This window comes from Streptomyces flaveolus (genome assembly GCF_044765825.1).
Lineage (GTDB): Bacteria > Actinomycetota > Actinomycetes > Streptomycetales > Streptomycetaceae > Streptomyces > Streptomyces flaveolus.
Map to the genome: position 1 here is coordinate 21,919 of NZ_JBIWKU010000002.1, position 14,098 is coordinate 36,016.

Below are 14,098 nucleotides of genomic sequence, written 5' to 3' on the forward strand. Positions count from 1 at the left end.
ACTCGACGGACTCCTAGCGTTTCTCAAGGGCACGGGCGCAGCGCCCGGTCCCCCAGGTGGCCGGTGACCGTGTCCAGGACGGCTTCGCGGTGGTCGGCGAGGAAGAAGTGCCCTCCGGGATGGACCTCGACGCTGAACGGTCCGGTGGTGTGGTGTGCCCAGGAGCGCACCTCGGCGACGGTGACCCGCGGGTCGTCGGCACCGGCGAAGGCCGTGACCGGGCAGACCAGCGGAGGCTGACTCCGGTACTCGTACTGCTCGATGGCGCGGTAGTCGTTGCGCAGGGCGGGCAGCAGCATCCGCCGGATGTCGGGGTCGTCGAGCAGCTCGGATCCGGCACCGCCCATGGACTGCACCCGGGCGACGAACTCGGCGTCGGAGCTGCGGTGCCACACCTCGCCGCGCCGCTCCACGGAGGGCGCACGGCTGCCGGAGGCGAAGAGTTCGACGGGGCCGCGGCCCGCGTCCTCCATCCGGCGTGCCACTTCGAAACCGACGATGGCGCCCATGCTGTGGCCGAACAGCGCGTAGGGGCGGTCGGTGCACCCCATGAGGGCGTCGGCGATCCGGTCGGCGAGGGTGCCGATGTCCGGGACGAGCGGGTGGTTGTGCCGCTCGTGCCGGCCCGGGTACTGCACGGACAGGACCTCGACCCGGGGGGCGAGAGCCTGGGCCACGGGGACGTAGAAGCTGGCTGCACCGCCCGCGTGCGGCAGACAGACCAGACGGACGGAGGCGTCCGGGGACGGGCGATAGACGGTGAAGTAGGGGCTGCGTGTTCCGGGGCTTGCCGCCATGTCTTTCTCCCCCATTGCTGGTTCGGGTCGACCCGTATCCAGTCATGTGGCGGTCTCGCGGCGCCGGAGCATCCGTGGAGGGCGGCTCGAACGGCCGTCGGCCGCCCTACCCCGCCCTCCGATAAACCGGACAGTTGGTTTACTTCTCCGGGTCGCTCCCCGCCGGGCTGCCCAGCAGCACGGGCAGCGAGCTGTACCCGTTGACGATGAAGGACGGCACGGGATCGATCTCGTCCGCCGGTACGGCGAGCTCCATCCGCGGAAAACGCTCGAAGAGCCCGGTCAGAGCGCTGACGGTTTCCAGCCTGGCCAGCGGAGCCCCCATGCAGAAGTGGACGCCGTGCCCGAAGCCGATGTGGTCACGGCGCCCGGGCCGCATCAGCTCGAAGCGGGTGGCGTCCGGCCCGTGCTGTCCGGAGTCGATGCCCGCGGCGGCGAAGGAGACGATGATCGGATCCCCCTTGCCGATCAGCACCCCGTCCAGGTCGATGTCGTCCACCGCGAAACGCATGGGCGAGTAGGCCGCCGGGTTGCGGCTGCGCAGGGTCTCGGCGATGACGTCGCCCCAGTCGGCACGCCCGGCCCGCACATGGTCCAGCTGCCCGGGGTCGGCCAGCAGCGCGCCCACCGCGTTGCCGATCAGCGTGCAGGTCGTCTCCTGGCCGGCCGCGATCATCAGGTAGAGGGTGCCGAGCAGTTCCTCCTCGCTGAGCGCCCCGTCCTCGTCCCGGGCGGCGATCAGGGCGGACGTCAGGTCGTCGCCGTGCCGGTCCTGCTTCTGCCGGACCAGCTCGCCCAGCATCCCGAAGACCTCCAGCTGCGCCGCGGCCATCTCCGACGCGGCCGCCGAGGTGCTGAACACCATCTCCAGCGCGGTGCACAGCGGCTGCCTGAGGTCCTCCGCGACGCCGAAGAGCTCGCATATGACCCGCAGGGGCAGCAGCTTGGCGTAGTGGGCGCGCAGGTCCACAGGCTCTCCGGCCGGCAGGAGCGCCAGGTCGTCGAGGAGCTCGGCGGTGATCGCCTCGACGCGGGGCCGCAGGGCCTCCGTGCGCCGCACCGTGAAGGCGCTGGCGATCAGCCGGCGCAGCCGGGTGTGCTTCTCGCCGTAGGCGAAGAGCATGTTCTCGTTGGCCACCCACGGATACAGCGGCCACTCGTCGGAGATGTGCCCCTCGACGAACGCCGGCCAGTGCTGCCGGGCGTCCTTGGACACCCTCGGATCCGTGAGCAGCTGCTTGATGTACCGCTGCCGGGTGATCGCCCAGGCCCGCACCCCCCCGGGCAGTTCGACCTCGACGGCGGGGCCGGTGCGTTGCAGCATCGCGGCCTCGCCGGGCAGGTCGCGCCCCTGCACGTCGAGCGCATATGGGCAGGCAGTCGCTTCCATCTGTGTTTCCCCCTCATAACTGGCTGCTTCGTGCCCGTCGGGCACACCGATCACACAGCAGGAACGCGTCGTACCCGGCCCCCCGGACGCATCACCGCACGGCGCCCTGGGCGACCTCCGGCTCCGCGTCGGCCTGACGGAGTTTCACGGCCTCTTCGTAGATCCGCGGGCCCCGGCCGGACCCGAAGTCCAGACGGGAGAGCACCGCGGGCACCGCGGCGGCCGCCATCAGGTTCCGGTAGAGGTCGGTCACCCGCTCCGGCATGTCCTCGCGGTCGGTCATGATGTTGGACAGCACCTGCACTCCGGTGAACGCCCCGACGGCGAGCTTGGCGAGGCTCAGCGTGTCGACGTGCGGCAACAGCTCGCCGTTCGTCTTCGCCTCGTTCAGCAGGGCATGGGTGTGCTCGACCCACGCCTGCATCGGAATCCGCGCGTCGAGCCCTCCCTGGGCCGCCCCCTGGTCGATGGTCAGCCGCACACTGCCGCGGACAATCGGGTCGCCGGTCTCCCGCCTGAGCAGATAGGCCAGCAGCAGGGCCTCGTCCAGAGACTCCTGCAGCTTGAGCTCCTGCTTGGGGACCGGCGGGAGAGCGTCGACCTGTACGGCCAGAACCCCCTGGGCCAGTTCCTCCTTGGAACCGAAGTGAAAGTACAGGGCGCCCCTCGTCAGACCGGACCGCTTCAGGATCTCGGTGATGGTCGCAGCCTCGTATCCGACCTCGTCGAACACTTCGGCCGCGGCCACGAGGATTGCCCTGCGTGTCCGGATCGCCCGTTCCTGCAGCGCCACCGTTCTTCCTCCTATCAGAAAAGACCAGTCGGTATTGTTCCGCATGCAGACTGACCTCACCACTCCCGTCCCCGTGGATGGGAAGAGCCTGGTGAACCGCGAAGATTCCTGTGTCTGCACGGACGGTGGCGCAAGCGAGTCCTCACTTTAAAACCGATCAATCGGTTTTTCAAGACTTCCCCAATTGGGTTGAGAAGGGGAGGATGGGCCGCGCCGATGACCAACGGCACGGAAGCGGGGGCTCCCCCCGGCTTCCATCAGTCGCGCACCGCGCTTCTACGGGGGTTTCATGACAACTGCGCTTCTTCCTGGCCATCTTCCCTCCGGGACCGTCGTGTTCCCGCTCGCCGAGGACTCCTGCCGGAGCGAGCGGACCGCCCGGACACCGCAGCAGCCGCCGCACAGAATCCTCAGCGGGGAACTCGCCCGGCTCCTCTTCGACGGGGACAGCCGGACGCCCGTCCACGCAGCCTGGCGCGGCCTGCTCACCGACGAAAGGTTTCACCACCGGCCGGGCCTGACGCCCGAGCAGCGGGTCGCGCTCTCCTACGACCGGCTCCGCCAGGTCAACGAGGTGATCGACTCGCCCGAGCAACTGGCCCGCGATCCCGAGCGGCTCGCCGCGCTGCACGAATGGACCGGCGTCGTCGACGGGGGCCTGTGCACGCTGGCGAGCATCCACTACAACCTGTTCCTCGGCAGCCTCCTCGACCACGAGAGCGCCGGCCGGGACCTGTCCGACTTCACCTCCATGCGCCGCACGGGCACCTTCCTGTGCACGGAACTGGATCACGGCAACGACGCACCGGCCCTGCAGACCACAGCCGAACTCGACCGGGAGACAGGCGAGTTCGTCCTGAACACGCCCACACCCGGAGCCCAGAAGTTCATGCCGAACACCAGCCTCACCGGCGGCCCCAAGACCGCCGTCGTGGCCGCACGGCTGCTGATCGACGGCGAGGACCAGGGGGTCTACCTCTTCCTCACACCGCTGAGCGATGACAACGGCCACCTGCCCGGCGTCCACGTACGACGGCTGCCCGACCGCACCGGCACCCCGGTCGACCACTGCCTCACGTCGTTCGACCACGTCCGGCTCCCCCACGAGGCCCTGCTCCAGGCCGACCACGGCCGCCTCGACGCCCACGGCACCTTCACCAGCACCATGGGCAGCCCGCGCAAGCGGTTCCTGCAGTCCATCGACCGCGTCACCACCGGCAAGCTCTGCATGAGCGCCGGAACCCTCGGCATGGCCCGCGCCTCCCTGGTCATCGCGGTCCGGCACGCCCACTCACGTCAGATCAGCGGCCCCAGACGAGGACTGCGCGTGCCGCTGATGGCCCACCGCAGCCACCACGGCCGGCTCCTGCACTCCCTGGCCCAGGCCTACGCCATGAGCTTCCTGCACCGGTCCGTACTCACCCGCTGGGTCGGGCACTCCCCCGAGGACCGCGAGGACACCGCGCGCCTGGTAGCCGTCGCCAAGGGCTGGATCACCTGGCAGGCCCGCGCCATCACCACCGAGTCCCGCGAGCGGTGCGGCGCCCAGGGCTTCTTCCCCGTCAACGGCATATCCGACCTGCCGTCGAACGTGGAGGGCGGCATCACCGCCGAGGGCGACAACCTGGTGATCTGGCTGAAGGCGGCCTCCGAGATGCTCTTCGACCGCCAGGGCGACGACCGGCCCGCGGCCGGGGACGCGCCGGGCGACCGACCGCTGACCGACCTGTCGTTCCTGCGCGAGCTGCTGGCCGAGGTCGTCACCGGCTGGCAGACCCGGGCACGCGACGCCCTGCGGTCAGGCCCCAAGGGCGACCCGCTCGGCCGCTGGAACGAGGCGTCGGCACCCGCGCTGGAGATGGTCTCCGCCTACGCCTGCCTCCAGGCGGCTGACGCCTTCACGGCCGCCGCGGCCCGGGCAGAGGACCCCGAAGCCCGCCGGGTACTGGAGGAGTTGTGCCGCCTCTTCCTGCTCCAGCAGCTCAGTGCCCACAGCGGACTCCTGCTCGCCGACAACCACATGACAGCCGAGCACGTCCGCTCGCTCTGGTCCACCGTCAACGACCTGGTCGCCCGGCTGGCCCCCCACACCATGGCACTCGCCGACGCCTTCGACCTGCCGGCGGAGTTCCTTGCCACTGTTCCGATCGCCGGCGGGGGGCGCATCGGCCAGGAGCACTGCGAACAGCCCGGCTCAGGAGCAGGCCGCTCCTGACAGCCGTCCACACGGTCCGTGTCCGGCACACCGCCCGGGCACGGACCACCCCGGTCGCGGGCCGACGTGCCTCACGGCCGGCCCTTGGCGTAGGTCATGATCGTGACGCCGCTGTCGAAGACCCGGCCCGAGACGACCTCGTAACGCTGCGGCGAATAGCCGGAGTCGAAAAGCGGGACGCCCGAACCGATCACGACCGGGTTGATCTTGACGATGAGTTCGTCGATCTCGTCCCGCAGCGCCGCGGCGGCCTTCCCGCCGCCGCACAGCCAGATGTCGAGCCCGTCCTCCTTCTTCAGCATCCGGACGAAGTCCAGCGGGTCTCCCGGGACCACCTCCACCGCGGAGTCGGGGGTGCTGTCCAGACTCGCCGAGACGACGTACTGCCGAAGGTGCCGATAAGGGCTGGTGACTCCGTCACGCATACCGCGCTCGTAGGTGCCGCGGCCCATCAGGACGGTGTCGAACCGCCGGTTGCCGCTCCCGTCGAGACCGGGGACCTGCTGCCGCACCGCGGTCGGGACGGTCTCCGGCAGATGCTCGAGCACCCACGCCCCGTGATCCTGGCCCTCGAGGAACATGCCGTGGTCCGCATCGGGAGAGGCGATGAAGCCGTCCAGGGTCACAGCGACGAAGTAGGTGAGCTTGCGCATAGTGACCAACCATATCGCAAGCGTGACGACCGCCTGTCGCAGCGGCAGCGTGACACCGCCCGCCGGGCAGTTGAGGCCTGACCGCCTTCGGAACGCTGCATCTTGCAGCCCTTCACCCGTGCGGCGAGCGTGCCCGGGTCGATCGACTCGGCCGGGGCCCCCTTGGCGTACAGGCCCTCGGGCAGTCACTCTTCCTCAGTCGCTGTCCAGCCGCCCCGCCGTCAGACACTCACCAGCCGCTCCTGGAACAGCGACCGAAGAGACTCAAGCGGCTTACGAACGGCTCTCGACCCGCACGCTCTCCCGCACCCAGTCGGTGACCGCATGAGTCGGCGTGCCGGGCGTGAAGAGGGCAGCCACCCCCAGCCGCCGCAGCGCCTCGACATCGGCCTCGGGGATGATGCCGCCGCCGAACACCGTGATGTCCCCCGCACCTTCCTCCCGCAGCAGCGTCAACACATCGGCGAACAGCGTCATGTGGGCACCGGACAGCACCGAGAGACCGATGGCGTCGACGTCCTCCTGCACGGCGGTGTCCACGATCTGCCGCGGCGTCTGGTGAAGACCGGTGTAGATGACCTCCACCCCCGCGTCCCGCAACGCCCGGGCGATGACCTTGGCGCCACGATCGTGACCGTCCAGGCCCGGCTTGGCGACCACCACACGGATCGGTACGCCGGAAGTGTCGGTCGGCATCGGACTCCTCGAAAGCATCGACGGGGTACGGGACATGAGCTCAGTACGCGTCACCGGGGACATGGGTGCCCCAGATCTCGCGCAGCGCGTTGCAGACCTCGCCGACGGTGGCGCGGGCCTTGAGCGCCTCCTTCATGGGGTAGAGGAGGTTGTCGTCGCCCTGGGCGGCCTTCTGCAGGGCGGTCAGGGCCGCGTCGACGGCCGGCTGGTCGCGTTCGGCGCGCAGTGCGGCCAGGCGTTCGGCCTGGCGGGCTTCGATGGCGGGGTCGACGCGCAGGGGTTCGTAGGGCTCTTCCTCGTCGAGCTGGAAGCGGTTGACGCCGACGACGACCCGCTCGCCGGAGTCGGTCTCCTGGGCGATGCGGTAGGCGTTGCGTTCGATCTCGTTCTTCTGGAAGCCGCGTTCGATGGCCTCGACGGCGCCGCCCAGTTCCTCGATCTTGTCCATCAGTTCCACGGCCGCGGTTTCGACGTCGTCGGTGAGTTTCTCGATGACGTAGGACCCGGCGAACGGGTCGACGGTGGCGGTGACGTCGGTTTCGTAGGCGAGGACCTGTTGGGTGCGCAGGGCGAGGCGGGCGGATTTGTCCGTGGGCAGGGCGATGGCCTCGTCGAAGGAGTTGGTGTGCAGCGACTGGGTGCCGCCCAGCACTGCCGCCAGGCCCTGCACGGCGACCCGCACCAGGTTCACCTCGGGCTGCTGGGCGGTCAGCTGCACCCCGGCGGTCTGGGTGTGGAAGCGCAGCATCAGCGACTTGGGGTCGCGCGCGCCGAACTCCTCGCGCATCACCCGCGCCCAGATCCGCCGCGCGGCACGGAACTTCGCCACCTCCTCCAGCAGGGTGGTGCGGGCCACGAAGAAGAACGACAGGCGGGGTGCGAAGTCGTCGACGTCCATGCCCGCGGCGACGGCGGTGCGCACGTACGCGATGCCGTCGGCCAGGGTGAAGGCGATCTCCTGCGCGGGCGAGGCCCCCGCCTCGGCCATGTGGTAGCCGGAGATGGAGATGGTGTTCCACCGCGGCATCTCCGCCCGGCAGTACCGGAAGATGTCCGCGATCAGCCGCAGCGACGGCTTGGGCGGGAAGATGTAGGTGCCCCGGGCGATGTACTCCTTCAGCACGTCGTTCTGGATCGTGCCGGTGAGCCGGTCCGCGGCCACCCCCTGTTCCTCGGCGACCAGCTGGTACAGGAGCAGCAGCAACGCCGCCGGGGCGTTGATCGTCATCGACGTCGACACCTTGTCCAGCGGGATGCCGCCGAACAGCACCCGCATGTCGTCGATCGAGTCGATCGCCACCCCCACCTTGCCGACCTCGCCGTGGGCGATGGCGGCATCCGAGTCGTGACCCATCTGGGTGGGCAGGTCGAAGGCGACCGACAGGCCCGTCGTGCCGTGCGCGATCAGCTGCCGGTAACGGGCGTTGGACTCCGTCGCCGTACCGAAGCCGGCGTACTGCCGCATCGTCCAGGGTCGACCGGTGTACATCGACCGATACACGCCACGGGTATACGGGAACGCCCCCGGCTCCCCCAGCCGCTCCGCCGGATCCCAGCCCTCAAGAGCCTCCGGCCCGTAGACCGGCTCGATGGGCAGTCCGGACTCGGATGTTCTGACTTCGCGCATCGGTCATTGCCCCCGGGTACGTCATGGCGGTCGTCGCGCCGCGCCCGTACAGCCTTGGAGACATCTCTCGAGCACCGCTAGCGCGCCACTGAGGCGCCTGAACACGAGCCGCGACGCCGACGCGCTGTAGCGGGGTGTGCATACTTCTGGCATGACCCGGCCCCAGCGGTTGTGTGCCGCGGTTGTCTCGGTAGTCAGCCTGATGGCCGGTCCCTTCGCTGAACGCCTCGACGTTCCCGCCGTGAGTCTTTCAGCCAGGTACTGAGGTGCCGTACCGCCACGGCAAGGTCGGATGGCGCGTCGGCCCCCAGCGCCTGGACGCACTCCACTACGTCGTCAGCGCTCTGCCGGAGAGCATGCAGAGGAGGCCTGGCGGCCTCGTGTTGCCGTGTCGAGCAGTCGGTCCAGGCTGCCGCGCAGGTCGGCGATGAGCTCGAAACGCTGAGTCTGGGTCTCGCGAGGAAGCTCCCGGCGGAGTCCGCAGAGGCCGAAGCGACCGGCCCCGGCCATGCGCTCCTCGCCTGGCTCGCCGGCCACCGCCGACGTGGCCGCCCCCGCCGGAACCGGGCGGGGGGCGCGCGCATCCCTGACGAAAGGAACTGCCGGCCCGTCGTGGCCGGCGGCTATTTTCGAACGGTCTGCTTGCCGCAGTGGTGCGCGACGGCCTCGGCGAACCCGCGGGCCAGCGGGGAGAGGGCGTCCCAGCGGCGTACCGCCCAGCCCGCGGTGAGGGCGGGGAGCGCGGGGATGGGGATCAGTCGCAGGTCAGGGTGTCCGGGGCCGCTCCAGGCGGGCAGTGCCGGGACGACGGCGAGGCCCAGTCCCAGTTCGGCCAGCAGGATCGCGGTGTCCCAGTCGGTGACGCTGGTGTCGAAGACCGGCCGGATCCCGGCTTCCGCGAGCCAGGCGCCGAGTTGCAGGCGGGAGGTGGAGTTCTGCGGAAGCCCGATGAGCCGGGCGTCCTGCAGGTCGGCCGGTTCGACACGGGCCTTGTCCGCGAGCGGGTCGGACGCCGAGACGGCGAGCGCCCAGGGGATTTCGACGACGGGGCGTTGCTCAATGGCGCGATCTGTGGGCCCCAGGGTGATCCAGGCGAGGTCGACGCGGCCGGCTGCGAGCGCGTCGAAGCAGCCGCGGCTGGAGGTCTCGGTCTGGAACTCCAGGCTGGTCCGGGGAAAGCGCCGCCGGAAGTCGACGACGGCGGCGGCCATGAAGTGCCGGACAGTCGTTGCCCCCGTCGTGACCCGTACCGATCCGCCTTCCGCGCGCGCGGCCTCGTCGAGCCGGCGCAGTGCGTGGTCGATGCTGCCCAGGCCCTCGGTGACCGCCGCGTTCAGCGTGTGTCCGGCCGGCGTGGGCACCACGCCTCGCGTGTGCCGTTCCAGGAGGCTCAGGCCCAACTCCCGCTCCAGCCGCTTCACGTGCTGGCTGACCGCGGACTGCGTGCAGGAAAGGTCACGGGCCGCCGCGCTCAGCGAGCCGGCTCGGCAGGCCGCGGCGAAGACGCGGAGATCGTCGAGAGTCACGATGACCCAAGGTATCGCTTGGAGTGATGCCAGTAAATCCGTTGATTGACTTGGGTTGCGGGGCGCTTGATCATTGCTGCCCAGGGCGGCAACCCGCCCGTCGCTCACCCGTTCCGGACGCGGTGCGGTGAGCGGCCGGCGGGTGTCGACCCGTTTCACGCCGAAGGGAGACGCCGTGGTCCACGCGCCACTCCTCCCGTTGGCTCCCGTCGGCCTCAGCCCGGCTGAACGGGTCCCCCAAGGACGACAGGAGCTCAGATGAACACAACCCCGCTGACGGTGGCCGTCCTCGGACCGGGTGGTGTCGGAGGCCTGATCGGTGCCCTCCTCGCCCGTGACGGGCACCGCGTCATCTGCCTGGCCGGCGAGCCGACCGCCGTCGCACTGAGCCAGGGCGGCCTGCACGTCGAAAGCTCCCGGTACGGGGACTTCACCGCAGCGGTCGAGGCGGACACACGGTTGCGAGAGGCGGTGGACGCCGTCTTCGTGACGGTCAAACAGACCTCCCTGGACGAGGCACTCGACCGCGTCCCGGCCCCCGCCCTCGGCAACGCGGTTGTGATCCCGTTGCTCAACGGCCTCGACCACCTCGGCCTGCTGCGCGATCGCTACCCCGCGGCCGAGGTCGTCGCCGGCACGATCAGGGTCGAAGCCACACGCACCGCACCAGGGCGCATCCACCACACCAGCCCCTTCGCCAACCTCGAACTTGCCTCTCCCCTCAGCGAGCTCGCGGAGCAACTGCGGCACGCCGGTCTCGGCGTGACCCTGCGAAGCGACGAGACGGCGATGCTCTGGGACAAGCTCGCCTTCCTCGCCCCGCTCGCCCTGCTGACCACCCGACACCGCGCGGACGTCGGAACCGTCCGCGGCGACCTGCGCCCGGAACTGCTCGCCGTGCTCGACGAGATCACCGCCGTGGCCCGGGCCGCCGGCGCACCGGTAACGACCGAGACCGTACTCTCCTTCTTCGATCGCGTCCCGGACACCATGAAGTCCTCCATGCAGCGCGACGCCGAGGCAGGACGCCCCCTCGAAGTCGATGCCATCGGCGGAGCGGTCCTCCGCGCCGGCGCCGCCCACCACGTCGAGACCCCGATCACGGCCCGACTGGTGGCAGAGGTCGCACGCCTGACGACCCAGGAGGCCTGATGCGGCGATCTGTCCCATCCGATGGCGGCTCACCAGGAAGCGACCGTGACCCTGCGGCGGCCTGGCCCGCTGTCCAGGCCTTCCTGCGCGCCCGAGGCGCCGGCGAGACAGAGCATCCCGGCGGTACGCTCCTGGACCACCTGAACCGCGTCGCACGCCTGCTGGCGAAGTGGGGCGCCGATCCGGACCTGCAGGCCGCCGGCCTGTGTCACGCGATGTACGGAACCGACGGGTTCGACCACGCCCTGATGGGCACCGACGAGCGCGCGCTTCTCGCCGAGCTGATCGGAGAACGGGCCGAGGCACTGGTCTTCCTCTACGCCGGCTGTGACCGCGCGGTCGTGTATCCCCGGTTGGCGAGCGGGCGACCGGTGGTCTTCCGCGACCGCTTCACCGACCGCGAGCACACCCCCTCGCCGTCGGACGTGCGCGCCTTCGTCGAGATCACCGCGGCCAACGAACTCGACGTACTCGCGCACAATCCCGACCTCGCCGAGCGCCACGGCCCCGCCCTGCACCGGCTGTTCACCCGCTCACAGGATCTGCTCTCCACCGCGGCACGGGACGCCTGCGAACGGCAGTTGGGCCGGGATTCCCTCGGACCGGGGCCGAGGATCCGGATCACCGGCCTGGACCACCTGGTGATGACCGTCGCCGACATCGAACGCACCGTCGACTTCTACGAACGCGTACTGGGCATGCGCCCGGTCACCTTCGGGGAGGGTCGCCGCGCACTGACCTTCGGCGCCAGCAAGATCAACCTCCATCAGGCCGGCGGCGAGCTTCTCCCGCACGCCACGCACCCCACCCCTGGCAGCGCAGACCTGTGCCTGGCCACCGACATCCCGCAGGAACAGGTCCTGGCCCATCTGACCGCCTGCGGAGTGCCCGTACTGGAAGGCACTGTGCCGCGAACCGGCGCCCAAGGACCCATCACCAGTACCTACCTACGCGACCCGGACGGCAACCTCATCGAGATCAGCACCTACAACCCCCGTCCGGCGGCCGAATCGAACTCGTGAGCCTCCTGGTGGCGTTGACACTGAGCCCGACGGCCACGGCCTCGGACCCTCGCGCGGCGGACTGACCACCACGCTGCACCTCGCTGTCGAGCAGGGACAGAAGCCTCTGCCCCTGCTCGACACCGCGGCCCGAGGAGCGACAGCCCGCAGTTCCAGCCTGTATTGAAGGGCACCGGGTGCCCCGCGTCGGCCCCGGCCGGCCCCGCACCAAGCCCGACCGGGTCCGTGCCGATAAGGCCTACGGCACGCGGCGCGAACCGCGCCTACCTGCGCACAACAAGCGCGTGCACAATTCCGGAGAAGTCCGACCAGGTCCGCAGCCGCGAGAAGCTCGGCTCACGGACCACCCGAGCCTTCGGGCTCGACCACTCGGAAGCGTTCCGCAACGACAAGAGTGTGGTCATCAATGACTGGGCTGCGTCCCAGGTACTCGCTCACGCCATCGCTCCGGAAGAACTCTTCGTGGGCTGCCCTCCACTGCGCTACGTCGGAGTAGCCGCGCCCCTCGGCTCGCGCGAAGTCGTCGTCGATCTCCTTCATGGGAACGACGCGCACGTCGACGACCTCGATCGTGGCGGCCGGGCGACCCTCGGAATCAAGCACCGAAAATCGCTGACCGGTCATCGGCACTGCCTCCCCGGCGTGCTCGTAGATCTCAAGGAGACCCGTGAGCGCGGTCTTCTGACCGCTCAGGATCGCCGCCACACCACGGTCACGTTCCGGACCGGGGAAAGCGAGTTCAAGGGCCGGAAGGTCGTCATGTCCCATCGAGCGAGGGTACGAAGCCCCGCAGCGTTGATCAAGGGCCACCGCTCCGCTCGCTCCCACCCATAGCAAGCACTTTCATGCGGTATCGGGCGGCAGCCGGACGGTTCGCCGGCACAGGTCCCGGCTGAACCTCGGCTGTGAGGACCTGAGTTACGACGGCAGCGGCTCCGGGGCACTGTGGACACTCGGAGAGTACGCGAACGACGTGGGTGCGGACGACCCCAGAGCGCCCTTCAGCAGGTACGTGTACGCCGTGCAGCCATAGGCGCGGGCGTTGTCCTGGGTATCCCGGCGCGGGCTTCCAGGGCCCGGCCGCAAGACCGCCCTCTCCCGCGGCTGCCCGAAGGCCGCCCTGCGGGACCCGTGCCCCTTCCACAGGATCAGAAAGCACGCCTGTCAGCTCAGCTCCGGGCCGTTCCCGCTCAGGAACTCGCGGGCGCCCCGGAGCCGGGTGCTCAGCTTCTGCTGGGTGATGCGGCTGTCGAGTCGTACGTCGAGCCCGCCGGGCAGTCCCGTACCGGAGCGGCGTGCGGAGGGCAGCCGGGCGGAATCGAGTCCGTCACGACGGGCGATGAGCTCGCCCAACTCGTAGCGGCTCAGGGCATCCGGGCCGGCGAGGTGGAAGACACCGGCAGCGGCGGATCGGGTGATCTCCCACAGGGCGGCGGCCAGGTCGGTCACGTGTACGGGGCAGCGGATGTCGTCGGTGAACAGGGCACCCTGCCGGTTGCCGGTAGCCAGCGCGTGCACCAGCTGCTCGTGCTCCGACCGGCCCTTGCCGATGATCAGCGAGGTACGGGCGACGGCCGCGTCGGGGCACAGGAGACGTACGGCAGTCTCAGCAGCCGCCTTCGCAGCCCCGTACGGCGTGAGCGGGTCCGGAAGGCAGGATTCGTCGTACCGGCCGCGGCCAGTGCCGGAGAAGACCGCGTCGCTGGACACATGCACCAGGCGGATGCCGCGGCCGGCTGCAGCCAGGGCAAGTCGGATACCGCCTTCGGCGGTGACCGACCAGTCTGCTCCACCGCTCGTCACGTTGATCACCACGGCCGGAGCCTCCGTGTCTAGGAGCTCCTCCAAGCGGGCGGAGTCGCGAAGGTCGAGGTGATGCCATGCCGCTCCGTCGCTGCCGGGGCGGGAATGGAACGTGGCGGCCGGGCTCTGGCCCGCGGATACCGCCTGGCGCACGAGCTCGGCCCCCAGGAAGCCGCTGCCGCCGATGATCAGCACAGTCATGGCGCCTCACGCTACGGGCGAGTGCCACCGCTCAGGGACACTTCCACAGAAATCACCGGCCGGCCAGTCAAGAAGGCGTGAGAGGCAGTAGACGGGCGAGGCGGGATGCAGTGTTTTGACCGTTGCAGCAGCCCAGTTTCGCCGTGCACTGCGGGTATCGCTCGGCTGCCCTGCATATCCGCCGTGCAGGGGCAGCCACCCACCGTGGACGGCTGCGGGTTGC

General features: G+C 69.9%; 13 protein-coding genes. 3 read left to right on the forward strand and 10 right to left on the reverse strand.

Annotated features, from left to right (window positions below; all coding sequences use genetic code 11):
• Positions 1 to 23 precede the first annotated feature (23 nt).
• The 3 genes from ACIRG6_RS05130 to ACIRG6_RS05140 all read right to left on the reverse strand — a co-directional run bounded on the left by ACIRG6_RS05130 (position 24) and on the right by ACIRG6_RS05140 (position 2,980).
• A complete protein-coding gene (locus ACIRG6_RS05130; protein WP_364683953.1) occupies positions 24 to 797 on the reverse strand; it encodes a thioesterase II family protein in 774 nt (257 codons plus the stop codon).
• 139 nt (positions 798 to 936) lie between these two features.
• A complete protein-coding gene (locus ACIRG6_RS05135; protein WP_403320790.1) occupies positions 937 to 2,187 on the reverse strand; it encodes a cytochrome P450 family protein in 1,251 nt (416 codons plus the stop codon).
• 91 nt (positions 2,188 to 2,278) lie between these two features.
• Complete coding sequence (locus ACIRG6_RS05140) at positions 2,279 to 2,980, reverse strand: ScbR family autoregulator-binding transcription factor (RefSeq protein ID WP_364683949.1); 702 nt, start codon at positions 2,978 to 2,980, stop codon at positions 2,279 to 2,281.
• A gap of 289 nt (positions 2,981 to 3,269) precedes the next feature.
• Between ACIRG6_RS05140 and ACIRG6_RS05145 the strand changes: the two genes are divergently transcribed.
• Positions 3,270 to 5,195 carry an acyl-CoA dehydrogenase family protein gene (locus tag ACIRG6_RS05145; protein ID WP_364683947.1) on the forward strand — a complete coding sequence of 642 codons (1,926 nt, stop codon included), beginning with the start codon at positions 3,270 to 3,272 and terminating at the stop codon, positions 5,193 to 5,195.
• Between the two features lie 71 nt (positions 5,196 to 5,266).
• On the opposite strand, the gene ACIRG6_RS05150 is transcribed toward ACIRG6_RS05145, so the two are convergent.
• From ACIRG6_RS05150 to ACIRG6_RS05170, 5 genes are all read right to left on the reverse strand, one after another.
• Positions 5,267 to 5,848, reverse strand: a complete 582-nt coding sequence (locus ACIRG6_RS05150; RefSeq protein ID WP_364683945.1) for a dihydrofolate reductase family protein — start codon at positions 5,846 to 5,848, stop codon at positions 5,267 to 5,269.
• Complete coding sequence (locus ACIRG6_RS05155; protein WP_403321792.1) at positions 5,818 to 6,033, reverse strand: DUF6009 family protein; 216 nt, start codon at positions 6,031 to 6,033, stop codon at positions 5,818 to 5,820. Before ACIRG6_RS05155 ends, ACIRG6_RS05150 begins: the two co-directional genes overlap by 31 nt.
• Before the next feature lie 88 nt (positions 6,034 to 6,121).
• Complete coding sequence (locus ACIRG6_RS05160) at positions 6,122 to 6,544, reverse strand: cobalamin B12-binding domain-containing protein (protein WP_364683943.1); 423 nt, start codon at positions 6,542 to 6,544, stop codon at positions 6,122 to 6,124.
• A gap of 40 nt (positions 6,545 to 6,584) precedes the next feature.
• Entirely contained in the window at positions 6,585 to 8,171 is a 1,587-nt protein-coding gene (locus ACIRG6_RS05165) for an acyl-CoA mutase large subunit family protein (protein WP_364825463.1), read from the reverse strand.
• A 623-nt stretch (positions 8,172 to 8,794) separates the two neighbouring features.
• Positions 8,795 to 9,697 (reverse strand): LysR family transcriptional regulator, encoded by a 903-nt coding sequence (locus tag ACIRG6_RS05170; protein ID WP_364825466.1) that lies wholly within the window; start codon positions 9,695 to 9,697, stop codon positions 8,795 to 8,797.
• A gap of 258 nt (positions 9,698 to 9,955) precedes the next feature.
• On the opposite strand from ACIRG6_RS05170, the gene ACIRG6_RS05175 reads away from it, so the two are divergent.
• Positions 9,956 to 10,849 (forward strand): ketopantoate reductase family protein, encoded by an 894-nt coding sequence (locus ACIRG6_RS05175; protein WP_365021995.1) that lies wholly within the window; start codon positions 9,956 to 9,958, stop codon positions 10,847 to 10,849.
• Positions 10,849 to 11,871 (forward strand): VOC family protein, encoded by a 1,023-nt coding sequence (locus ACIRG6_RS05180; RefSeq protein WP_365021993.1) that lies wholly within the window; start codon positions 10,849 to 10,851, stop codon positions 11,869 to 11,871. The genes ACIRG6_RS05175 and ACIRG6_RS05180 overlap by 1 nt, the downstream gene beginning before the upstream one ends.
• A gap of 336 nt (positions 11,872 to 12,207) precedes the next feature.
• Here ACIRG6_RS05180 and ACIRG6_RS05185 read toward each other — a convergent pair whose 3' ends face one another.
• Both ACIRG6_RS05185 and ACIRG6_RS05190 read right to left on the reverse strand, forming a co-directional pair.
• Positions 12,208 to 12,639: an ASCH domain-containing protein gene (locus ACIRG6_RS05185; RefSeq protein WP_403320793.1), complete on the reverse strand. Its 432-nt coding sequence runs from the start codon at positions 12,637 to 12,639 to the stop codon at positions 12,208 to 12,210.
• Between the two features lie 396 nt (positions 12,640 to 13,035).
• Positions 13,036 to 13,875: an SDR family oxidoreductase gene (locus ACIRG6_RS05190; protein WP_403320796.1), complete on the reverse strand. Its 840-nt coding sequence runs from the start codon at positions 13,873 to 13,875 to the stop codon at positions 13,036 to 13,038.
• Between the last annotated feature and the right edge of the window lie 223 nt (positions 13,876 to 14,098).

What these genes read in the sequence shown, in the direction of transcription:
- ACIRG6_RS05130 (WP_364683953.1), bottom strand. Translation starts at nt 797, where the DNA reads ATGGCGGCAAGCCCCGGAACACGCAGCCCCTACTTCACCGTCTATCGC.
- ACIRG6_RS05135 (WP_403320790.1), bottom strand. Translation starts at nt 2,187, where the DNA reads ATGGAAGCGACTGCCTGCCCATATGCGCTCGACGTGCAGGGGCGCGAC.
- ACIRG6_RS05145 (WP_364683947.1), top strand. Translation starts at nt 3,270, where the DNA reads ATGACAACTGCGCTTCTTCCTGGCCATCTTCCCTCCGGGACCGTCGTG.
- ACIRG6_RS05150 (WP_364683945.1), bottom strand. Translation starts at nt 5,848, where the DNA reads ATGCGCAAGCTCACCTACTTCGTCGCTGTGACCCTGGACGGCTTCATC.
- ACIRG6_RS05160 (WP_364683943.1), bottom strand. Translation starts at nt 6,544, where the DNA reads ATGCCGACCGACACTTCCGGCGTACCGATCCGTGTGGTGGTCGCCAAG.
- ACIRG6_RS05165 (WP_364825463.1), bottom strand. Translation starts at nt 8,171, where the DNA reads ATGCGCGAAGTCAGAACATCCGAGTCCGGACTGCCCATCGAGCCGGTC.
- ACIRG6_RS05175 (WP_365021995.1), top strand. Translation starts at nt 9,956, where the DNA reads ATGAACACAACCCCGCTGACGGTGGCCGTCCTCGGACCGGGTGGTGTC.
- ACIRG6_RS05180 (WP_365021993.1), top strand. Translation starts at nt 10,849, where the DNA reads ATGCGGCGATCTGTCCCATCCGATGGCGGCTCACCAGGAAGCGACCGT.
- ACIRG6_RS05185 (WP_403320793.1), bottom strand. Translation starts at nt 12,639, where the DNA reads ATGGGACATGACGACCTTCCGGCCCTTGAACTCGCTTTCCCCGGTCCG.
- ACIRG6_RS05190 (WP_403320796.1), bottom strand. Translation starts at nt 13,875, where the DNA reads ATGACTGTGCTGATCATCGGCGGCAGCGGCTTCCTGGGGGCCGAGCTC.